At 72.5% G+C, this 21,862-nt stretch carries 17 protein-coding genes and 1 pseudogene; 10 read left to right on the top strand and 8 right to left on the bottom strand.

From position 1 onward, the window contains the following. Positions 1-188: 188 nt before the first annotated feature. Positions 189-1,325, top strand: a complete 1,137-nt coding sequence (locus tag ABGB06_RS33420; protein WP_347597155.1) for a 5-methyltetrahydropteroyltriglutamate--homocysteine S-methyltransferase — start codon at positions 189-191, stop codon at positions 1,323-1,325. A 153-nt stretch (positions 1,326-1,478) separates the two neighbouring features. Beyond that, positions 1,479-2,255, top strand: coding sequence for an NPP1 family protein (locus tag ABGB06_RS33415; protein WP_347597152.1), 777 nt, complete (start codon positions 1,479-1,481; stop codon positions 2,253-2,255). Positions 2,256-2,358: 103 nt separating this feature from the next. Here the strand turns inward: ABGB06_RS33415 and ABGB06_RS33410 are convergent, their stop codons facing one another. The 4 genes from ABGB06_RS33410 to ABGB06_RS33395 all read right to left on the bottom strand — a co-directional run bounded on the left by ABGB06_RS33410 (position 2,359) and on the right by ABGB06_RS33395 (position 8,137). Then, entirely contained in the window at positions 2,359-3,180 is an 822-nt protein-coding gene (locus ABGB06_RS33410; protein ID WP_347597149.1) for a helix-turn-helix domain-containing protein, read from the bottom strand. A gap of 377 nt (positions 3,181-3,557) precedes the next feature. After that, positions 3,558-5,105, bottom strand: coding sequence for a helix-turn-helix domain-containing protein (locus tag ABGB06_RS33405; RefSeq protein WP_347597146.1), 1,548 nt, complete (start codon positions 5,103-5,105; stop codon positions 3,558-3,560). Between the two features lie 183 nt (positions 5,106-5,288). After that, complete coding sequence (locus ABGB06_RS33400; RefSeq protein ID WP_347597143.1) at positions 5,289-6,077, bottom strand: FHA domain-containing protein; 789 nt, start codon at positions 6,075-6,077, stop codon at positions 5,289-5,291. A gap of 125 nt (positions 6,078-6,202) precedes the next feature. Continuing rightward, positions 6,203-8,137 carry a serine/threonine-protein kinase gene (locus ABGB06_RS33395; protein ID WP_347597141.1) on the bottom strand — a complete coding sequence of 645 codons (1,935 nt, stop codon included), beginning with the start codon at positions 8,135-8,137 and terminating at the stop codon, positions 6,203-6,205. A gap of 231 nt (positions 8,138-8,368) precedes the next feature. On the opposite strand from ABGB06_RS33395, the gene ABGB06_RS33390 reads away from it, so the two are divergent. Both ABGB06_RS33390 and ABGB06_RS33385 read left to right on the top strand, forming a co-directional pair. Continuing rightward, positions 8,369-9,604, top strand: a complete 1,236-nt coding sequence (locus ABGB06_RS33390) for a low temperature requirement protein A (protein WP_347597138.1) — start codon at positions 8,369-8,371, stop codon at positions 9,602-9,604. Continuing rightward, the gene (locus ABGB06_RS33385; RefSeq protein ID WP_347597136.1) at positions 9,601-10,116 is read left to right on the top strand and encodes a group II truncated hemoglobin; all 516 of its coding nucleotides are present in this window, start codon (positions 9,601-9,603) and stop codon (positions 10,114-10,116) included. The genes ABGB06_RS33390 and ABGB06_RS33385 overlap by 4 nt, the downstream gene beginning before the upstream one ends. Before the next feature lie 17 nt (positions 10,117-10,133). Here ABGB06_RS33385 and ABGB06_RS33380 read toward each other — a convergent pair whose 3' ends face one another. Beyond that, positions 10,134-10,619 carry a polyketide cyclase gene (locus ABGB06_RS33380; RefSeq protein ID WP_347597133.1) on the bottom strand — a complete coding sequence of 162 codons (486 nt, stop codon included), beginning with the start codon at positions 10,617-10,619 and terminating at the stop codon, positions 10,134-10,136. A 148-nt stretch (positions 10,620-10,767) separates the two neighbouring features. Here ABGB06_RS33380 and ABGB06_RS33375 point away from each other — a divergent pair. Next, positions 10,768-11,259: pseudogene (locus tag ABGB06_RS33375) on the top strand (lipase); the annotation flags it as partial. Between the two features lie 214 nt (positions 11,260-11,473). Continuing rightward, on the top strand, positions 11,474-12,544 hold the full coding sequence (locus tag ABGB06_RS33370) for a zinc-dependent alcohol dehydrogenase family protein (protein WP_347597130.1): 1,071 nt from the start codon (positions 11,474-11,476) through the stop codon (positions 12,542-12,544). Between the two features lie 2 nt (positions 12,545-12,546). Here the strand turns inward: ABGB06_RS33370 and ABGB06_RS33365 are convergent, their stop codons facing one another. Further along, positions 12,547-13,284 (bottom strand): FadR/GntR family transcriptional regulator, encoded by a 738-nt coding sequence (locus tag ABGB06_RS33365; RefSeq protein ID WP_347597343.1) that lies wholly within the window; start codon positions 13,282-13,284, stop codon positions 12,547-12,549. A gap of 70 nt (positions 13,285-13,354) precedes the next feature. On the opposite strand from ABGB06_RS33365, the gene ABGB06_RS33360 reads away from it, so the two are divergent. After that, positions 13,355-14,797 carry an Nramp family divalent metal transporter gene (locus ABGB06_RS33360; RefSeq protein ID WP_347597127.1) on the top strand — a complete coding sequence of 481 codons (1,443 nt, stop codon included), beginning with the start codon at positions 13,355-13,357 and terminating at the stop codon, positions 14,795-14,797. 540 nt (positions 14,798-15,337) lie between these two features. After that, on the top strand, positions 15,338-16,201 hold the full coding sequence (locus tag ABGB06_RS33355) for a ParB N-terminal domain-containing protein (RefSeq protein WP_347597124.1): 864 nt from the start codon (positions 15,338-15,340) through the stop codon (positions 16,199-16,201). A 109-nt stretch (positions 16,202-16,310) separates the two neighbouring features. Here ABGB06_RS33355 and ABGB06_RS33350 read toward each other — a convergent pair whose 3' ends face one another. Further along, on the bottom strand, positions 16,311-17,549 hold the full coding sequence (locus ABGB06_RS33350; RefSeq protein WP_347597121.1) for a PLP-dependent aminotransferase family protein: 1,239 nt from the start codon (positions 17,547-17,549) through the stop codon (positions 16,311-16,313). A gap of 406 nt (positions 17,550-17,955) precedes the next feature. Further along, a complete protein-coding gene (locus tag ABGB06_RS33345; protein ID WP_347597118.1) occupies positions 17,956-18,852 on the bottom strand; it encodes a LysR family transcriptional regulator in 897 nt (298 codons plus the stop codon). A gap of 161 nt (positions 18,853-19,013) precedes the next feature. On the opposite strand from ABGB06_RS33345, the gene ABGB06_RS33340 reads away from it, so the two are divergent. Both ABGB06_RS33340 and ABGB06_RS33335 read left to right on the top strand, forming a co-directional pair. Further along, positions 19,014-20,426 (top strand): cytosine permease, encoded by a 1,413-nt coding sequence (locus ABGB06_RS33340; protein ID WP_347597115.1) that lies wholly within the window; start codon positions 19,014-19,016, stop codon positions 20,424-20,426. A 31-nt stretch (positions 20,427-20,457) separates the two neighbouring features. Next, complete coding sequence (locus tag ABGB06_RS33335; RefSeq protein WP_347597112.1) at positions 20,458-21,801, top strand: ArgE/DapE family deacylase; 1,344 nt, start codon at positions 20,458-20,460, stop codon at positions 21,799-21,801. The last annotated feature ends 61 nt before the right edge of the window (positions 21,802-21,862 follow it).

The following is a 21,862-nucleotide window of genomic DNA, read 5'->3' as shown; positions in this document are numbered from 1 at the left end:
AATGCTCGCCTACTGCCCTCCGTTCCCCCACGACGAAGGCGGCGAGTGCCGTGCGGATCGGGCCGTTGGTCAGGCGGCGACCGTGACTCGCCGCGACGGCCCAACTCCCGGTCCGCGTCCTCGCCCCGCCTCGCCGGTCGGCGTCCTGTCCGGCCGGGAGGACCACGCGACCGAGAGGAAAGGACGTCATGGCGCCCATACCCGGGACCACTCCGCCGTTCCGCGCCGACCACGTCGGGAGCCTGCTGCGGCCCGCCGGGCTGAAGCGGGCCCGCGAGGAGCACGCCGCGGGCCGGATCAGCGCGGCCGAACTGGCCGCCGTGGAGGACGACGCGATCCGCGACGTCGTCAGAAAGCAGCGGGAGGTCGGGCTGCGCAGCGCCACGGACGGCGAGTTCCGCCGCGCCTCCTGGCACATGGACTTCATCTACGCGCTGGGCGGGATCACCCGGGTCGACGACTCCTCGCTGCGGATCCGCTTCCACAACGAGGACGGCGACGTGGAGTTCGCCCCGCCGTCCGCCCGGGTGGACGGCCGGGTGCATCTGGCGGAGACCATCTTCGCGGACGCGTTCGCCTTCCTCCGCGACACGGTGCCGGACGGGGTGACGCCGAAGCTGACGATCCCGTCGCCCAGCATGGTGCACTACCGCGGCGGCCGGGCGGCGATCGATCCCGCGATCTACCCGGACCTCGACGGCTTCTGGGCCGACCTCACCGACGCCTACGCCGCCCAGGTGCGCGGCGTCCACGCGTTGGGCTGCCGCTACCTGCAACTGGACGACACCAGCCTCGCCTATCTCAACGACCCGGAGCAGCGCCGCCACGTCGACGCGATCGGCGGCGACCCGGAGCGTCAGCACGAGACGTACATCGCCAACATCAACCGCGCGCTCGCCGGCCGCCCCGACGACCTGCACGTCACCGTCCACCTGTGCCGGGGCAACTTCGCGTCCTCCTGGGCCGCCTCCGGCGGCTACGACTTCGTCGCGGAGGCGCTCTTCGGCGGCCTGGAGGTGGACGGCTTCTTCCTGGAGTACGACGACGAGCGCTCGGGCGGCTTCGAACCGCTGCGCTTCGTGCCGAAGGACAAGCGGGTGGTGCTGGGCCTGGTGACCACCAAGCGGCCCGAGTTGGAGAGCAAGGACCGGCTCAAGCGGCGCATCGAGGAGGCGACCCGCTACGTGGACGCGGACCAGCTCTGCCTGTCCCCGCAGTGCGGCTTCTCCTCGACGTTGGAGGGCAACAGGCTGACGACGCGGGACCAGTTGGCCAAGCTGCGGCTCGTCACGGAGACGGCGGAGGAGGTCTGGGGAACGCTCTGACGCCTTCCCGGCGGGGCGGCGGCCCGCTGTCGGCCGATCCTTCATCGCCCCGACGGCCCCGCACACGTGCCGCGTCACGGGATTCGGCGAAAGTGACCTGGGCATGTCAGAGACGGCCCGTGTTCCCCCACCACGGTCGTTCAGGAGGACCCAGTGAAGACGAGCTCACGGCTCGGCACGGCGGTCAAGGCATCCGCCGTACTCGGCAGCGCCCTCGCGCTGGTCATCGCCCTTCCGGGCACCGCGCTCGCCGACCCCCCGCAGGCCCTGCCCGCCAACGCGGACGGGCTGGACCAGACGTTCCAACCGGCGTACGACTACGACACGGACGGCTGCTACCCCACGCCCGCCATCGGCCCCGACGGGACCGTCAACGGCGGTCTGGAGCCGACCGGCGCCCTCAACGGCCAGTGCCGTGACTCCTGGGACCTCGACAACACCAACGGGTACTCCCGCTCGAAGTGCAACAACGGGTGGTGCGCCGTCCTGTACGCCCTCTACTTCGAGAAGGACCAGGCCGTGGCCGGCAGCAGCCTCGGCGGACACCGCCACGACTGGGAGCACGTCGTGGTGTGGGTGCAGAACGACCAGGCCCAGTACGTCGCCACCTCCGCTCACGGCGACTTCGACGTCCACGGCCGGGACCAGATCCTGTGGGACGGCACCCACCCCAAGATCGTGTACCACAAGGACGGCATCGCCACCCACTGCTTCCGCCCCGCCAACACCAACGACGAACCGCCGGAGAACCACCACGGGACGTGGCAGTTCCCCGCGCTGGTCGGCTGGAACGGCTACCCGTCCGGCGTGCGCGACGTGCTGACCGGGACCGACTTCGGCAGCGCCCACCTCGGCCTCACGGACGGCAACTTCGCCTCCCATCTGGCCGAGGCCATGCCCGCCGGCATCCCCTTCGACCCCAACGCCTGACCTGACAGTTGACCCGACCGCGGCGTCCAGGGCGGTCCCCCCGTTCTCGTTCGGCACCGCCCTGGACGACCGCGCCCCCGCGCGGAGTGTCGCTGCCCCCGCGTCAGCGGTCCGGCTCGGTCCCGCCGCTGCCGCCGGTGCCCCCCTGGTCGAGACGACAGGCGCGGGGCGACATCCCGTAGGCGGCCTGGAACGCCCGCACGAAGGAGCTGTGGTAGGCGAAACCCCAACGCTCGGCGATGACATGGACCGGGGTCGCGCGATCCGCCGACCCGACCAGGTCCCCACGCGCCGCCTCCAGGCGTTCGTGCCGGATACGGGCGGCGACCGACAGGTCCTCGCACTGGAAGAGCCGGTGCAGATAGCTGACCGAGATGTGGTGGTGCGCCGCGACGGACCGCGGCGTCAGTCCGGGATCACCGAGGTGCTGCTGGATGTGGGTGCGGATGCGGCGCGTCAGGTCCCGGGAACCGGCGATCGGGTGCGTGGCGTGACCGGTGTCGAGGTGGCCGACGAGGGTCGCCGCGAAGAGGTCGACGATCACGGACTCCAGGCGGGCGGCGACCCAGGGGCGCAGGTGCTGGGCACGCGTGACCAGCCCGGTGAGGAACTGGGCCAGCAGGGCGCCCGCGCCCTCGCGGGCTCCGAGGGGCCGCTTCAGCAGCCGGGCGGCGTGCTCCGGCGGGATGGGAGCGATCCGCCGCGGGATCTCCAGCGCGAGCGTCGGCGATCGACCGGGAGGCTGCTCTGCCCCGTGGTCGTCGGTCAGGTACAGCTCCGGCGCGTCGACGGGCTCCCCGCCGCTGGTTCCGGCGGCGACGGGCGCGGCGTCGGCCGGGGCGAGGAGCAGCCGGTAGCAGTCCTGCTCCGTGAGCCGTGCCGGGTGGGCGTCCGTCGCTCCCGGAACGAGGTGCCAGATCCGCACCTGGCCGATCTCCAACGGTTCGGAAACCGGCCCGCCGACCGGCCCGAGCCCTTCCCCTTCCCCTCCCGGCCCGTTTCCCTCGTCGTCCGTCTGCGGTGCCGCTGATGCGCGACACGCGGTGAGTTGCGGCATCGAGTGTCCCCCCTCGTGCTTCCGTCCGGCGCGCCGGCCGACCGCCCCTCCCCGAGGCGTGGTCCGGCTCGCCTGCTCGTCTGTCAGACCGCTGTTGTCAGACCGCTGTTGTCAGACCGCTGTTGTCAGACCGCTGTTGTCAGACCGCTGTCACACCATAGGAAGCCGGGCCCCGGTCCGCCCATGGGCACGGTGCCCGTTTCGGGCGTTCTCGTTGCGCACGGTGCACAGTGCCGGTCGGTCCCTCACCGCAGGAGGGCGGGCTTCGGGATCCGCCGCGTGAGGTGCAGCGCGTGCACGAGATCGTGCAGCCCCGAGGGGGCGGTGACCAGGTCGCGGCTGAGGAGGCGTTGGGCGGTCCGCAGCCGGGAACTGACGGTGTTGCGGCTGACGCCCAGGCGCCGGGCCGTCGACTGGGCGTCGGTGCCGTCCTCGACCCACGCGGCCAGCGTGTCCAGGAGGGCGGCCCCGTCGCGGTGGCCGCGCACGGGCTCCAGGAATCCCGCGGCCCATTCGGTGGAGGACGGGACGGCCGCCTCGCAGAGCGTCCGGGCCAGGGACCGCAGCTCCGCCCGGTCCGCCGGGGCGGCGTGCGGGTCCGGGCTGCCGGCAGCCGAACCCCTGATCCGGAGCGCCAGGTCCAGGACGGCGCGGGAGCCGGTGTCGTTCAGGTCCATGTCCAGCGCCCGCTGTGCCTGCCTCAGGTGGGCGGCGACGGTGTTGCGGTGCACGCCCAGCAGGTTCCCCACCCGCGAGCGGGGGAACTGCAGCGCCAGGCGGGTGATGTCCACGGTGAGCCGCGGCACGGACTCCAAGGGCTGGAGCAGGCAACGCGCCCAGCGGTGCGCGGCTTCCTGGGGCAGGTAGGGCTCCAGGGAGGGCATCCCCTGGAAGACGGCGACGCGGCCGGCGGTGGCGCGGGCGACGACCAGGGCGTGGCGCGCGTGCTCGTAGGCCTGGGCCGTCCGGTGCAGGGCGTGCGGCCCGCTCACCCCGAGCGCGTATCCCGGATGGTCCGCCACCAGATCGCGGAGCAGGCGGAACAGCCCTCGACGCGGGGCGTCGGCCGGCACGTCGTCGCTCTCGCCGGTGACCCCGATGAGGTGCTCGTCATAGACCGGGCAGCGGACCAGCAGCCCCTCACCGTGGAATCCCGACTCGTCCGCGGACGCCTGGGCGATGCGGTCCCGGTCCGCGGGCGGACAGCGCAACAGGCCGACCCGGATCCGGCCGGCCCCGAGCAGTGGCGGCACGGCGCCCGCCGCGATGCGGCGGGCGAGCGTCACGTCCGCCGCCATCAGAGCCATGAAGAGGGCCAACCGCACCTGATGCGCCTTGTGCTGGTAGGCGGCCACGAAGCGGTCGGCCTCCCGGGCGCGGTGCAGGGCGGCGAGCAGGCTCCCGGTGTGGGAGGCCACCGCCACTGCGTCACGGCCGGGCGTCCGCGCGCCCACCACCATCAGCACGGAGCGCGGGGACGTGGTGCCGAACGCCTCCAGCGACACGTTGAAGCCGCCCGCCCGTGTCGCCACCGAGGCGAGCTCTCCGCCGGTCATCCGCACGAGCGTGGGCTCGACCTGGCTGAGGACCGACGCGGGGAAGTCGGACGTCGCCACCGTCACCTCTCCGCCGGGGCCGACGAGCGCGATCTCGACGTCGAAGCGCTGGCGCAGCCAGCCGACCACCTCGCCGAAGCCGGCCTCGGACTCCGGTCGCCGGGCCACCCGCCCGAGCACCGGTAACAGCCCCTCGACCTGCCCGGCGGGCTCCCGCGTCGGCGACGGCTCTGCCACGGCCCCTCCCCTACAGCGAGCATCCTCCGCTCCCCTGGCCCGGGCGGGCGGTCTCGGGCTCGGGCGGTCGGCCGCATGCCGCTTGGCCGAACGGCCGGCCGAGTCGACGTCACCGACAGCGACACCAGGCACTCGCCAAGTTATCCACCCGTACCGCCCGCCGCAACGGCGCCCCCGGCGGGCTCAGTCGTCCAGGTGGCGGTCCAACTCGTCGAGATCGGGCGGGACGAGCGTGGTGGACTCGACGAGCTCGCGCAGCAGGTTGTGCATCAGCGTGGCGTCGCAGGCGTCATCGTCGTCGTTGCGCACCAGCCGGCTGCGCACGCAGCCGCTGTCGTGCAGCCGCTGGCGCACCGCCCTGACCCGGTCCTCGATCTTGCGCTTGGTCCAGCCGTACCCGGGCTGCAGTGCCTGGAGTTGGGCCACCGCCCGGCGGTAGACCAGCGGCCGCGGCTCCGGGTCGTAGCGCAGGTACTCCTGGCCGAGCACGACGAGCACCAGCCGTTCGTCGTCCTCCAGCGGCCAGCGCTTCGGCGGCACGGTCGGGGCGGTCTCCTTCGCGCCCGGGCCGCGGTCGTCGTAGTCGGTGACGTACAGCTCGACGAGGTGTTCGCGGTAGCCCGAGCCGCGGACGAACACCGGCGTGTAGCCGGCGGCGAGCGGGATGGGCTCGGTGGCGGCGTGCACCAGCTGGCCGTGCGGCAGGCGCAGGAGCTGCTGCCCCGTGTTGCGCAGCCACCAGCTCCGGTCGTGGTAGGTCAGTTCGCCGTGCCGGCGGCTGACCCGGGTGTCGTCGCCGCCGACCTGCAGATGGGTGTCGGGCCGCGCGCCGCGGCCGAAGCGCACGGTCCGGCCGGGCAGCGGGACGACCTGGATGCCGCCCGTCAGGGAACGGGCCTGGAGCGTGCCTGGCTGTGGCGGCTGGTCACCGAGCCGCGGGCGCGCCAGGCTGGGGGGACGGCGGACGCTCATCGCCGCTCTCCTTCGGTTTCGTTGGCTGACACGGGAGTCGACGAGCTTCGGCGTCCAGTGTCCAGCGCCGACCTCGGGGCCCCTCCCGAAGCCGGCGGCGCCCGGACCCCCGAGGGCCCGTGGAGTCAGGGTGTGGGCAGCCGGGCGGCGGCGGACTCGGCCAGGGTGGCGGCCATGTCGCAGAGCTCGTCCATGAGGCGCTCACCCCCGACGCGCAGGCGCAGCATCTCGAAGGCGACCCGGGCCTCCTGGCCCTGGTACTCGCGGTAGTGCACGAAGGCGGTGCAGGTGCCCGGGCCGTCCCCCCGCGGCGCCACGGTGGTGTCGTAGCCGTTGAAACGGCGGACGTCCGGGCCGTCACGGCGCTGATCGCGGTGGAAGATCAGCTCCGCCTCAAGATTGTCGATGTCGGAGAACCACTCGCAGTCCCAGTTCGCGACGCCCCGCTTCGGCGCCTCGGGATCCACGCCGGGCACCACCGACAGCGCCTCGGCGTCGAGGAACGCGCAGGCGTCCAGCCTGGCCAGCGAGTCCTCCGGATAGTCCTCGGAACGGCGCGGGACCTGGCCCGCGTTCAGCTCGTCGGCCACGTTCTCCGCCGCCACCTCGGCGATCCCGCACAGCAGCCCGGCGGCGTCCACCGCGCCCTGACCGACGTCGACACGGATCCCCACGAGGATGTCCTCGTCGCCGCCGGGGGGCACGAGCGTCAGCAGGCACTCGCTGGTCTCCTGCGGTTCCTCCATGACGCCGGTCTCCCCGATGAACCGGTCCGGTTGTGTCTTCCCCGACGGCGAGTTCCGGAGCAGCCGGAGCGCCACGTCGACCCGCGTCTCGTCGACGAGGTAGACGTAGGTGTCGCAGCGGTCGAAGTTCCCGTAGTCCTCGTCCACCTCGGCACGGCCGTAGGCGCTGAACGCCGTGGGGTCGGACAGCGCGCACACGTCGACCGTGCGAGGATCGCCGATCACGGACTCCTGCTCGCCGTTCGGCGGGTCCTTCTCCGGTTGGTCCTGCCCCGTCCCGCCGGTCTCGCCCGTCTCGTGCGCACCGTTCCCCTCGCCGCCGCCGGGGACGAGCACCAGGCCGAGGCCGAGGACCAGCGCGGCGACGCCGGCGGCCACGGCGGGCGCCGGCCAGCGGCGCCGCGGGCGCTTGGGCGGCGTGTCCTCCGTGGGCCGCGCGTCGGGGTCGGCGGCGACGGCCGCCAGCATCCTTCCGGCCTCGACGGCGTCGGGGCGCTGCCGCGGATCGCGCTGGAGCATGGCGGCGAGCACCGGGTACAGCGGCCCCAGGGCGTCGGCGTCCAGCTCGACGACGCCCTGCTCCGCCTTCCAGTACGTCAGGCGCTGGGCGGCCTCCGCGTCCTCCCGCCGCTCGCCGGCCTCCCCGTGGTCCTCGTCCTCCGCCGGCTCGTCGCCGCGCGGCGGCGAGCCGGTGACCAGCGCGTAGAGGGTGGCGGCCAGGCCGAAAACGTCCGAGGCCGGGCGGGGGATGTTCCCACGGGCCAGTTCGGGCGCGGCGTAGTCCGGGGTGAAGCTGAACGGCCCGTTGACCGAGACGGTCTCGGCGCCGCCGAACCGGTAGGCGGCGCCGAAGTCCAGCAGCTTCGCGTCGCCGCGCCGGGAGAGGCCGACGTTGGCGGGCTTGAGGTCGCAGTGCACGATGCCGGCCTCGTGCAGGGCGGCGAGCGCGTCGGCGAGGTGCACGCCGATCCGGGCGACCCGCTCGGGCGGTATCGGCGCCTGGCGGTCCAGGCCGCCACCCGGCACGTACTCCATGATGAACCAGTACGTCGCGACCCCGGTCTCGTCCGGGTCCACGGCCGCGACGTCTAACAGGGTCACCACGTGCGGATGGTCGCGGAACTTGGCCATGGCGCGCGGCTCGCCCAGCAGCCGCCGCTCCTCCGTCCCGCGGTCGCCCTCGGTCCGCTCCGGCTTGAGCGCGACGTCCTGGCCCGTCAGCCTGTCGTGGGCCAGCCACACGTCGCCGCTCCGCCCCGCACCGATGACCTTCCTCAGGACGAAGCGGCCGGCGAACTCGTCTCCGGGACGCACCGTTCCCTCCCCCTTCGACCGGGGCCCAGCACGCACGGGGCCACGTGGACGCACCGGCACCGAACCTATCGCGTGCAGCGGACAGTACACACCGTCTCACCCGGTGCTTTCACGAGGACTCCCCATGCCCGGACGCGGCCCCGGGCCGCACCGTCGCCAGCATGACCGCCGAGCCCGGTTATCCTCGCGCTGGAAGCCCGAGCAGGAGGGCTCGCGATCCTGGGGGAACTGGTGGGCACTGGCATAGAACGCGCCCGGATGATCGCCACCGAGGACGGTCACCGGGTGACGCCGGCGGAGCTCTTCTTCGACCTCGTCTTCGTCTACGCGATCACGCAGGTCACCGCGCTGATGGCGGCCGATCCGACGGCGTTGCGGATGCTGGGCGGCCTGGTGGTGCTGGCGCTGCTCTGGTGGTGCTGGTGCTGCTTCGCCTGGCTGGGCAACGTGGTGCGCGCCGACTCCGGCGTACTGCCGGTGGTGCTGGTCACGGTGATGGCCGTGGTGCTCGTCGTCTCCCTGGCCGTGCCCGAGGTGTACGCCGACGCGGACGGCGGGCTGCCGGTGCCGTTGGTGTTCGTCCTCGGCTACACCGCCGTCCGGCTGCTGCATCTCGTGTCCTACTGGGTCTCCAGCCCGAACGACGGCGAGCTGCGGGCCACGTTGCGCCGGACCGCGCTGGTGTCCGTGCTGCCGCCGTGCGTGCTGCTGCTGGTCGGCTGCGGCCTGTCGGGCTATCCGCAGGTGCTGCTGTGGCTGGGCGCGGTGGCGATCGACTACCTGGGCATCTACGTCACGGGCGGCTCCGGCTGGCGGGTCACCTCGCCGGCGCACTTCGCCGAGCGGCACGGCCTGATCGTGATCATCGCCCTCGGCGAGTCGATCGTCGCGATGGGCGTGGCCGTCGAGGGATTCCACCTGAGCACGCCGATGCTGGCCGCGGCGGCGGCCGGCCTGCTGGTCGCCGCCGGGCTGTGGCGGCTGTACTTCGGCCAGGTCAGCGAGGTCGCCGAGCACCGGCTCGCCGCCCGCGACGGCGACGCCCGCACCCGGCTCGCGCGCGACGTCTACACCTTCCTCCACCTGCCGCTCGTCGCGGGAGTGGTGATCGCCGCGCTGGGCATGAAGAAGGTGCTCCAGCAGGTCGCCGACACCGAGCACTACGACCTGTCGGAGCCGCTGCACGGCATCGTCGCCTGGGCGCTGCCCGGCGGCGTGGGCGTCTTCCTGCTGGGGGCGGCGGCGATACTGCTGCGCGCCGGCGGCCGCAGGTCGATGGTCCTGCTCGTGGGCGGGCCGGCCTGCCTGGCGGCCGGCGGGCTGGTCGAGCTGGTCCCCGCGTTGCTGGCGCTCGCGCTGCTTGCGCTGGCCGTGCTGGTGATGGTCGTCCTGCACGGTCGGTCGGTGCCCCCGGGGCGTGCCGACGAACCGACGACGATGACCACCGCGGTGGAGGGGGCGGCATGACCGAACATCCAGAGGCCGAACATCCAGAGGCCGAGCGTCGGGAGGCCGAAGGTCCGGGGAGCGAGCGTTCGGGGACGTTGATCGCGGCGATCGGCGACACGGAGGTGCTGCGTCGGCTGAGCAACACCTTCTACGACGCCGTGCTCGCCGATCCGCTCCTCGCCCCTGTGTTCGCCGACTTCAGCCGCACGCACGTCGAGCACGTCGCCGTCTGGCTCGCCGAGGTGTTCGGCGGCCCGACCCGTTACACCGACGAGCTCGGCGGCCATCAGGGTCTTCTGCGGGCTCACCTCGGCCTGTCGATCACCGAGGAGCAGCGGCTTCGGTGGATGGAGCTGATGACGGCCGCCGTCGAGACGGAGCTCCCGGACGACGCGCTGCTGCGGCGCCGCGTCATCGAGTACTTCGACTGGGGGACGACGATCGCGCGGGACGTCTCCGCGAGTCCGCCGGACGGGGATCTGGGCGAGCCGGGACCGACGCCCCGTTGGGGCTGGCACGGCCTCGTCTAGGACGCGTTCGGCGAACGTCACCCGGCGGAGACGAGGTCGGCCAGGTGGTGCAGCGAGTTGATGAGATGGTCCGGGCCGAACGGGGGGAAGTGGAGGTACTCCCGGATGGACGGCGGCACCGCCGACCAGTCGTAGGTGTGCGTGACCTCGGTCTCGGACGGGCCCAGCGGCGCGAGGTCGTAACGCCACAGCCAGCCGCCGAACTCCAGCTGTCCGTCGGCCTTCTCGTATCCCGTCAGCCAGCCGATGGCGCGCGGCTGGTCGAACACCGCCACCTTGTTGGCCGTCCGGTAGTCACCGTCCGGATGGTCGGCGTGGTGCATGTCCATCCGGAAGATCTGCCCCACCCCGGTCAGCGGCGCCCGGTCGGCAGGTTCCTGCACCCAGCCGGTGCCGTCGATCGCGGCATGGGTCGTCGGGTCCGCCAGCACCGCGAACACCCTCGCGGCGGAGGCGGCGAAGGTCAGCGTGGCGCTCACGTTCTCCTGGTCCACAGTGTGCACGCTCCTCGTCCTCTCGTCCCGGGCCTCCGCCGGACGCGGAGGCACGACGTTCCCACCCTGTAGACGACGCGGCGCGGCGGAACTCATCGGTCGGACGGCGGCCGGAAACCCGCGTGCGGGCCGGCCCCCGGGCCAGCACGCTGGGACCATGAACGCTCGGCCCGACCCCGACCCCGACCCCGGCTCCGGCTCCCGCGCCACGCCGCGGGACGCGGACCTGGTCAGCACGCCCGTCACCGAGGATCTGCTGCGCGGCGCGCTCGACCTGGAGCGCACCGAGCACGGGATGCTGCCGCACCGGCTGCCGGCCCGGGCCCGGGCGCAGTGCTCCGACGGGCAGCTGGCCACGGCGGAGGCCCAGCCCTCCGGGGTCCGGCTCGTGTTCCGCACCCGGGCCACCGTCGTCGAGCTGGACACGCTCCGCACCACGATGGCCTATGTGGGTGCGCCACCCCGCCCGGACGGCGTCTACGACCTGCTGGTCGACGGCCGTCTCGCCGCCCAGGCCAGCACCACCGGCGGCAACGTGCTGATGGTGGACATGGCCACCGGCGCCGCCGAGACCCGGTCGGGGCCGGTCGGCACCGTCCGGTTCCCCGGCCTGCCGGACCGGATGAAGGACGTCGAGATCTGGCCGCCGCGCCGCTGCCCGACGAGCTGCACCCGGACGCCGCGACCCACCGCCGCCTCGGCGAACGCTTCGCCGAGGCGGCCTTCGGCCCCGCCGGCCCGTTCACCAACGCTCCCGGCTGACCGCAGCTCACCCGGACGGCGCAGCCGTCGTCCGGCGCGGGTACCGTGGCCCGGTCGAGCCGGTCGAGCCGGTCGAGCCGGTCGAGACGGGAGGGACGCGCGTGCGGGCCGTGCTGGTCGAGGAGTTCGGGCGGCTGCCCGAGGTGCGCGAGGTGCCGGACCCGGTGCCGCCGGCCGGCGGTGTGGTGGTGCGCGTCGAGGCGACGGGGCTGTGCCGGAGCGACTGGCACGGCTGGGCGGGCCACGATCCGGGGATCACGCTGCCGCATGTGCCGGGGCACGAGCTCGCCGGTCGGATCGAGGCGGTGCACCCGGCGGTGACCGGCTGGCGCGTCGGGGACCGGGTGACCGTGCCGTTCGTGTGCGCCTGCGGGCGTTGTCCCGCGTGCGCGGCGGGCGAGCAGCAGGTCTGCGAACGGCAGGAGCAGCCGGGCTTCACGCACTGGGGGTCGTTCGCCGAGTACGTGGCGCTGCACGCGGCCGACACCAACCTGGTCGCGATACCTGACGACCTGGCCTACGAGACCGCGGCCGGCCTCGGCTGCCGGTTCGCCACCGCCTACCGGGCCGTGGTCGCCCGCGGCCGGGTGCGTCCCGGCGAATGGGTGGCGGTGCACGGCTGCGGCGGGGTCGGGCTGTCCGCCGTGATGATCGCGGCGGCCTGCGGGGCCCGGGTCGTCGCGGTGGACGTCGCGCCCGAGGCGCTGGAGTTGGCCGGGCGGTTCGGCGCGACGGCCGCCGTGGACGCCGGCGCGGCCGGCGGCGACGCCGCGGCCGCGGTGCGCGAGGCGACCGGCGGCGGCGCGCACGTCTCCCTCGACGCCTTCGGCTCCGCCGCGACCTGCGCCGCGTCCGTGGCGAGCCTGCGCCGGCGCGGCCGGCACGTGCAGGTCGGGCTGCTGCCCGCCGGCGGCACCCCGGTCCCGATGGACCGGGTCGTCGCCCTGGAGCTCGACCTCCTCGGCGGCCACGGCATGGCCGCGCACGCCTATCCCGAGCTGATGCGGCAGGTCGCCGCCGGAACGCTGCGCCCCGACCTGCTGGTCGGCTCGGTCATCTCCCTGGCCGAGACGCCCGCCGCGCTGGCCGCCCTGAGCGAGGGATCCCCACCCGGCGTCACCGTCATCACCCCACACGGGACCGACGGCCCAGGCCGCGGTCCGGGCCGGTAAGGCTAGTCGCGGGGGCGGCCCGGGGATCTCGTGATCTCCTGTTCGGCGGCGTCGATGATGCCGAGCATGGCCGCCGCCGCGGCCTCGGGATCGCCGGCCTCGATGGCCTCCACGACGGCACGGTGGCCTGGCAGCGAGCCCTCGACCGCCCCGGGGGTCTGCGTGCTCACGGCGAAGGTGTGCTCCAGGGCGACGTTCACCGCGCGGCCCAGCGAGCCGAGCAGGCGGTTGCCGCTCGCGACCAGCAGCGCGCCGTGGAACGCGATGTCCGCCTCGATGTAGCCGCCGCGTCCGGGCCGCGCCGCCGCGATCTCCATCACGGTCAGGGCGTCCTGGAGGGCCCGCACGTCGTTGGGGTCGGCCCGGCCGGCGGCCAGCCGGGCGGCCTCGGGCTCGACGATCCGGCGCAGCCCGTTCGTGTCGCGCATCAGCGTCGCGGCGTCGCACGCCTGTTGCCAGCGCAGCACGTCGCGGTCCAGGTAGTTCCAGTGCTCGGGCGTCAGCACCCGCGTTCCGGTGCGCGGGCGGACATGCAACATCCCCTTGGCGGCCAGGGCCTTGACCGCCTCCCGCAACGCGCCACGGCTGACCCCAAGCTGCACCGCGAGCGCGCCCTCGACCGGCAGCGACTCCCCCGGCTGCCACTCTCCCCCGACGATGCGCCGACCCAGTTCGTCAACCACCCGCTGATGCATGGTCCGGTACTGCACCACGATCTTTGCACGCCCCCTGGACGGAATCATCTAATCATTTGATGATTGCCTGCATCGTACTCCCCCTGCGGACTCGACGAAGAGAGGCGGGATCCCGATGAAGCGCACGGACGACAGCCCTGGTGCCGACGCACCCTTCCCGATGCGAAGTCGCCATCTGCCGCCGCCGGAGGTCCGCGCCCTACCCGCCCTACCCCCGAAGACCTGGCGCATCATCGGTCCCGGCATCGTCGGCGCCGGTGTGGGCCTGGCGTCGGGCGAGTTCATCCTCTGGCCCTACATCGCCTCGCAGGCGGGCCTGGTCTTCCTCTGGGGAGCCGTGGTCGGCGTCATCACCCAGTGGTTCATCAACATGGAGATCGAGCGGTACACGCTCGCCACCGGCGAGACGGCCATGGCCGGTTTCAACCGGTTCTGGCCGCACTGGGGTGTGGTGCTCGCCCTGCTGACGTACGCGGCGAACCTGTGGCCAGGGTGGGCCACGAGTTCCGCGACGATGTTCTCCTACGTCTTCGGCGGCGACGCCACGGTGATCGCCATAGTCCTGCTGCTGCTCATCGGCGCGATCCTCACCCTCGCACCCGTGGTGTACTCGGCGCTCGAGGGGTTGATCTTCGTCAAGGTCGCCCTGATCGGCGGGTTCTTCGTGCTGGCGGTGATCCTCGCCGTCAACATGGACACCTGGAAGGAGCTGCCGGAGGCGGCCACCAACGTCGGCCAGTTCCCCAGCGACATCGGGGTCGCCGTGCTGATGGGAGCGCTGGCCTACGCCGGCGCCGGCGGCGGGCAGAACCTGTGCCAGAGCAACTGGATCCGCGACAAGGGCTTCGGCATGGGCCACTACGTGCCCCGGCTGGTCAGTCCGGTGACCGGCAAGGAGGAGGCCTCGGGATCGACCAGCGGATACGTCTTCGTGCCCGACGAGGAGAACCTCGCGCGGTGGAGGCGCTGGTGGCGGTTCGCGAACACCGAACAGGCCCTGACCTTCGGCGTGACCACGATCGTCACCATCGTGATGACCTCGCTGCTGGCGCACTCCACGCTCTTCGGCACGCCGGGCCTCACCGACGACGTGGGCTTCGTGGAGGTGGAGGGCGAGGTCCTGAAGGCCGAGGTGGGCGACTGGTTCGGCGTGCTCTTCTGGCTGATCGGCGGTTTCGCCCTGTTCAGTTCGGCGACGGGCATCGTCGACTACACCAGCAGGCTGGCCGCCGACGTTCTCAAGTCGACGTACCTGCGCTCCTCGCGGCATTCCGAAAGCCGGCTGTACTTCTGGTTGGTATGGGGTCTCGTGGGCATAGGCGTGCTCATTCTCTCGGTCGGTTTCGATCAGCCGCTGGTGCTGCTGGTGATCTCCGCCTGCGTCGCCGGGTTGATGATGTTCGTCTACTCGGGGCTGCTGATCATGATGAATCGCAAGGCGCTGCCCGCACCGCTGAAGGTGCGCGGCTTCCGGGTGGCCGCCCTGGTCTGGGCGATCGGCCTGTTCGGCGTGCTGTCCGTGCTGACGATCCGGCAGCAGATTCTCGAACACTTCTGATCCCTCGCCTTCCGGCCGGCGTTCACGCCGGCACCGCCGCCGCCCCGGGCCCTGTGGTCCGGGGCGGCGGTCGTATGCGGGCCCTGCGGCGCACCGGGCGGTGCGCCCCGCCACCCGCGCGGATGACCGTCCGGACCAGGGATCCTTCCCGACCTAAAAGGCCGGCGCAATAAAAGCGCCGCGCAACAAGGCGCGTACGAACCATCGAAACGCGACTCCCGGCGGGCCGGCGCGCGATGTCGCAGGTACACCACCCCGGGCGTGCGGTTGCGGCGCCCGTTTTTGTTGCCCGGCACCCGATCCCGGGAGAAACAATTCCCGCCGGTTGGTCACCCTTGAACCGCCGGTGACCAGGGGGAAACCTTGTTGCGGAGCCCATCGGTCCCTGCTCCGTCCGTGCACGAGATTGCTCCGGCCGATCAGGCGGAAGCGCAGCGATGGGACATCACCGAGAACGGCTGGGACAAACGCGCCCGAGGTCATGCGGGAGTTCGCCAGTAAACGGTAATCGGGGCGATACCCGACTCGTGAGGAGCTGCAGTGGAACCTGGACGAGGGGAAAACGAAGAACAGCCGACCACCGAGGTCGAGATCAGACTGATTTCGACCGCCGACTCGCCGCGCGTTGTCGGAGAGGATCCCGAGCACATCAGGGCGCTCGCGGCGTCGCGGGACGAACTTCCGCCGATCATCGTGCACCGGGCGACCATGCGGGTGGTCGACGGCAGACACCGCTTACGCGCGGCGCGGCTACGGGGTCGGAAGAGCATCGCGGTCAGGTTCTTCGACGGCACTGAGGCCGACGCCTTCGTGCTGGCCGTCCAGGCGAACGTGACACACGGTCTGCCGCTGTCGCTGGCGGACCGCAGGAGATCCGCCGCGCGCATCGCCCTGTCCCATCCCACCTGGTCGGACCGGAGGATCGCGACGGTCACCGGGCTGTCCCCCGGAACGGTCACCGAGATCCGCCGGCGCGGGCCGGCCGGGCCGGGCGGGCAGGCCGGGGCCGGGAGCGGTCACGCCGGTCGGGTGCACCCGCTCGACCGGGACAGGGGACGGATGCTGGGCTCGGACCTGAGGCTCGCCGACGCCCAGCCGACGGACTCGGGGGACGGCGGCGACGAGGGCGCGGTGAAGCCGCTTCCGTCCTGTCCTGACCAGAGCGCCGCCATCGTCGAACGGCTCAGGGCCGACCCCGCCCTGCGGCTCAGCGAACCGGGCCGGTACCTGCTCCGTCTCCTGAACGTCGCCACGCTCAGGGCGGACGACTGGGACCGGATCATCGACAACCTTCCGCCGCACTGCAGCGGCGTCGTCGTCCAGGTCGCCAAGGCCTGCGCGGGGGTCTGGGGGGAGGTCGCGGAGCGCACCGAGCGCCGGGGCACCGACGTGACCTGTCCGTAGGGCCCGGCCCGGTCAGCACGGTTGGCCCCGTCAGCACGGTCAGCCGGCCGGGGTGCCGGGGGGCGCCGCGTCCGCTCCCATACCGCTTCCGTCCAAGTGCGCAAGCTGACTAGTTGGACACCCGCGGCGGCCGGGTTCGGTCCCGGCCGGCCAGCACTTCCTCGGCGGCGCGTCGGAGGCGGACGACGCCCTCCTCGATGCGCTCGGGCGACGACGTGGCGAAGCACAGCCGCAGGGCGTTCGCGAACGACCCGGTCGCGGAGAAGGCCGGCCCCGGGATGAAGGCGACGCCGTGCCGCAGCGCGGGCTCGAACAGCCTGCGGGTGTCGAGCTCCGCCCAGGCCCCGGCGAAGGTGAGCCAGAGGAAGAACCCGCCGTCCGGGTCGGTGCCGCGCACCCGCTCGCCGAAGTGCCGCCGGAGGCTGTGCCGCATCGCGTCCTTGCGGGTGCGGTACAGCCGCGCGATCCGGGCCAGGTGGGCGTCGAGGTGGTCGTCCGCCAGGAAGCGGGTCACCATCCGCTGCGCCGGCACTCCCGTGCAGGTGTCCATGGCCTGCTTCGCGTTGATCAGCAACGGCCGCAGCGCCGGGTCCGCGTCGACCCAGCCGACCCGCAGCCCCGGGGCGAGGATCTTGGAGAAGGTGCGGACCGAGAAGACCAGCGGATGGTTCGGGGCGATCTGGGCGAAGCCGGGGACCTCCTCCCCCTCGAAGCGCAGCATCCCGTACGGGTCGTCGTCGATGATCACGGCTCCCCAGCGGTCGGCGAGGTCGAGCAGCCGCTCCCGGCGGGCCCGCGAGAGCGTGGCGCCCGACGGGTTCTGGAAGGTCGGGATGGTGTAGATCGCCTTCGGGGTGCGCCCGGCCCGGGCCACCAGCTCCTCCAGCCGCTCGACCACCAGCCCGTTCTCGTCGAGGGGCGCCTCCAGCAGCCGGGCGCCGTAGCTGAGGGCGGTGCTGTTCCCGTTGGTGTAGGTGGGCCCCTCGACGATGACCAGGTCGCCGGGGTCGAGGAACAGCTTGCCGGCCAGGTCCAGGCCCTGCATGCCGCCGGTGGTGATGGTGATGCGGTCCGCCGACGACGCGACGCCCCGCCCGTGCGTCAGGGCGAGCACCTGCTCGATCAGCTCCGGTTCGCCCTCGGTGGCGCCGTAGCCGTACCGGCCGGGCGACAGTTCGCCGAGGTATCGGTCGAACATCTCGACGGGTATCAGATCGTCGCCGGGCGCGCCCATGGCGAACCGCACCACGTCGTGCGTCTGCCGGGCCAGCAGCGAGGTGGAGGAGTCGATGACCGACCCCACCAGATCGGTCGCGCGGTGCGCCAGGGGAATGGTTGTGGCGGGCATCGAGAATTCCTTCGAACGGAACGGGAGACCCGTTCGGTGGAGGCCGTTGTCGGCGAGGGTAGGGGCGGAAAGGCGCGAGAAAAAGCGCGATCTCTCGACGGGCGCCTGTCGAGGAAACCGACGGAACGCCGGAAGCCCGGAAACGGCAAAAGCCGGGGCGGATTTCGCCCCGCCCCAGATCCGGCGCCTTGACCGGCCGCGTCAGGACACCGCGCAAAAGCCAGGGCGGATTCCGCCCGACCCCAGATCCGGCGCCTTGACCGGCCGCGTCAGGACACCGCGCAAAAGCCAGGGCGGATTCCACCCGACCCCAGATCCGGCGCCTTGACCGGCCGCGTCAGGACACCGCGGAGCGGATCCGCGGAAGCCGCCGTAGGGCAGCGCGCCGGCGGCTGACGATGCCGGGTCAGGGCCCCGACAGCGATGCGAGCACCCCGCGGATCACCGCCTGGCAGGCCAGGATCACCGGCCGGTCCTGGCTTCCCTCCCGGGACACCGCGTAGAGCCGCCGCTCGAGGTCGCCGGGCACCAGGGGGCAGCGTTCCAGCCGGGTGCCGGACTCCCGCACCACCAGCCGGGGCAGGAACGCGGCCGCCAGTCCGGCCTCCACCAGTCGCAGGTGGCACAGGGGGTCCGCGGACCGGTACCTGATCCGGGGCTCGAACCCGATGTCGCGGCACAGCCGGCGCGCCCACGCGAAGGACCCGGTGCCCGCCGGCTCCATCGCCCAGGCCAGCTCCCCCAGGTCCGCGACGCTCCGCGCCTCGGACCCAACGGGCAGATAGGCGCCGACGGGGTCCGTGTGCAGCGGTTCGGCGTGCAGCGCCGGGCCGACCGACAGCGGCGCGCCCGGGAACTCGTCGGCGATGAGAAGGTCGACGCGGCGCGCGGCCAGCCGGGCCAGGCCCTCCTCCGGCTCGTGCTGCTCGACGTCGACGCTCAGCTCCGGATAGAGGTGCCCCAGGCGCAGCAGCGCCTCGGGCAGCACCGCCCGGGCGGCGGTGCTGAAGGCCGCGAGCGTGATCGTGCCCCGGATCCGGGCGTGCGCGGAGGCCAGGTCGGACTGGGCGCGTTCCAGGATCGACAGCACCGCCTCGGTGTGCCGCACCAGCTGTTCGGCCGCCTCGGTGAGCCGCACCCCGCGCCCGACGCGCTCCAGCAGCACCACCCCGGCCTCCCGCTCCAGGATGCTCATCTGCTGGGAGATGGTGGAGTGGCTGTACGCCAGGTTGCGCGCGGCGGCGCTCATGCTGCCGCGGGCTCCGATCTCCCGGAGCAGCATCAGGCGATGCAGATCCAACATCGCTGCCTCCCGTCCACCTCGGGCTCGTGCGGGCACGCCAACGTAAGATTCATAACAATGATCTTGGAATGTGTCTAGACAGGAACATCTGTTCCGCCTACGTTGGCGTCGTTCACCGGTCCAGGCCCTGGCCCGCTCGGCGGGCCGGATAGGGAGCCGTAATGGTCAAGAACGACGAGGGTCCGAGCGTCCGCCAGCCGCGCGGGGTCGAGACCCGCGGCGTCGAGCCCGTGCCTCCGGAGGAGCGCACCATCCGCTGGTACGACCTCTTCCAGATCCTGGTGAACGTGCTGCTGAACCCGGGCCTGATCCTCATCGGCGGGCTGGCCGTGGTCGCCGGCCTGTCCTTCTGGGCGGCGGTGGCGGCGCAGGTGCTCGGCATCCTCATCGCCTTCAGCGCGTACACCGTGATGGCCACCGTGGGCGTCGACTACGGGCTTCCCGGAATCGTGTCCACCCGCGCCTTCGTCGGAATTCGCGCCTCGAAATGGTTGATCTCCACGCTGCGCGCGGTCAGCTCGGCGTTCTGGTTCGCCTTCCAGACGCTGGCGGGGGCCATGGGAATCGTGGCCGTGCTCAGGGAATGGCTCGACGTGGACCTCTCCCTGGTCGGCGTCAGCATCGCGTTCGCCGTCCTGCAGGCCACGGTGGCGCTGCTCGGCTACGGCTCCCTGAAATGGCTCTCGAAGATCGCCTTTCCCGCCAAGATCGTCATCCTGGGGTATCTCTTCTACGTCATGGCCAGCCACGACGCGCCCGGGTTCGCCCCCGACGAGGTGTTCGCCTGGCAGGGCTCGGCCGGCTGGAAGTGGGCCGTGTTCGCCGTCTGGGTCAACGCCGTGGCCGCGGCCTGGTTCAGCCAGGTGACCGACGCCGCCGACTACTGCCGGTACTCCAACTCGCGCCGCGACATGTGGTTCGGCACCATGGCGGCCGCCACCGTCGGGGCCCTCGTCGCCTCCTTCTTCGGCGCCTACGCCGCGGCGGCGACCCGAGCACAGAACGAGAACGCGTTCGCGGTCATCCCCGAGCTGGGCGTCGGGTCCTTCGTGTTGATGCTTGTCTTCGTCGTGCTCGTCCTGGACAACTGGACGATCAACGTGATGAACCTCTACACCGGCGGGCTCTCCCTGGTGAACCTGGTGCCGAGGCTGGGCCGGTTCTGGTCGACCGTCCTGGTGGCGCTCCTCGGTGGTTTCCTGGCCGCGCTGCCGGACGTGGTGAACCGCTTCAGCGACTTCATGGAGGCGATGGGCAACGTGTTCGCGCCCATCGTCGGCGTCATCATCGCCGACTACCTGATCGTCAAGCGGGGCCGCATCGACGTCCCGGCCCTCTACGACGAGCACGGCCCCTACCGCTACGTCGGCGGCGTCAACGTGCTCGCGTTCGCCTGGTGCGTGATCGGCGCGGTCGTCTACTTCGAGCTGCCGGACACGTTCCTGCCGATGCCGCTGGTGGCCGTGGGCGTGGGCGTCGGCTACGCCCTCTCCGTCGCGGTCGCCGCCCGCCGCTGGCCGGGGCTGGTCGCCCGGCCGGTGGGCGTGCCCGCGCCCGCCCCCGTCTCGCACTGAGCACAGCGCCCGAACCGAAGGAGCAGGTCCGATGGGCAGAGAGCAGGACCCGATGGGTAGAGAAGAGGCCGTCTCCGGCGTGCTCGCGCGGATCGAGGGCAACCGCGACGCGGTCGTCGCGCTGGCCCAGGAGCTGGTGAGCATCCCCACCGTCAACCCGAAGTTCGAGTCCGCCCCCGGCCTGAACCGCGAGGCGGACGCCCAGGCGGTCATCGCCGACCGGCTCCGGCGCGCCGGCATGGACCTCGACGTCTTCGACGCGTTCCCCGACCGCCCCAACGTCGTGGGCCGCCTCGACGGCTCGGACGAGCGCGGCATGATCCTCAACGGGCACATCGACGTCGTGCCGGTGGGCGACCGCGACCGGTGGAGCACTGACCCGTTCGCGGCGCGGATCGACGACGGGCGGCTCTACGGCCGCGGCAGCTACGACATGAAGGCGGGCCTGGCCGCCGCGGTGGCGGCCGTGGAGGCGCTCCGGAGCTGCGACATCGACCTGGCGGGATCGCTCGCGATCCACAGCGTCGTGGACGAGGAAGCCGGCGGGTTCGGCACCAGGAAGATCATCGAGCGCGGCCACACCGCGTCCGCGGTGATCGTCGCGGAACCCACGCAGGGGCAGGTCATGGTCTGCCAGCCGGGCCTGGAATGGGTGCGCGTCACCATCCGCGGCGCCCAGGCGCACGCGGGCTGGCGGTACAACGACATCTACCCCCAGCCCGACGCCCCCGACCGGATGCGCCCCGGGGTGAACGCGGCCGAGCTGGTGACCCGTTTCATCACCGCGGTCGGCCATCTCGAACGGTCCTGGGCCATGCGCAAGTACCACCCGCTGCTGCCGCCCGGCATCACCACGATCAGCCCGAGCGTCGTGCAGGTGGGCTTCGGGCTGGGCGAGGACGGCCTCCCGGTCACCATGACGAACCCGGCCACCACGCCCGACGTCGGCGTGGTCGACTTCGACCTGAAGTACCTGCCGACCGAGACGTCCCAGCAGATCCGCGCGGACTTCGAGGAGTTCGTGCACCACTGGGCCAGCCAGGACCCGTGGCTGGCCGAGCATCCGCCCACCGTCACCTGGGAGCTCGGCGACCTGCACTTCCCCGCGTTCGACACCGATCCCGAGGGGCCACTGATCTCCAGCATCCGGCGCCAGTGCGAGGCGCTCGGGCGGACGGGCGAGGTGACCGGCTTCCCCGCGGTGTGCGACGGCGCGTTCTACGTCGACAGCGCGGCCCCGGTCATCCACGGCCCGCGCGGCGCGGACGCGCACGGACCCGACGAATGGGTCGACATCGAGTCGATCATCGACGTCGCCAAGGTGATGGCGGTCGCCGCCATCGACCACTGCGGCCTCGCCGACCGGTCCGGCTGACCCACGCCCCGCCGAGGCCCGCAGAGACCCGCAGAGGCCCGCTGTCCCCGTTCCCCCAAGG

It is taken from the genome of Streptomyces sp. B6B3 (assembly GCF_039871525.1).
Lineage (GTDB): Bacteria > Actinomycetota > Actinomycetes > Streptomycetales > Streptomycetaceae > Streptomyces.
This window is presented reverse-complemented; position numbering and strand designations above follow the sequence as displayed.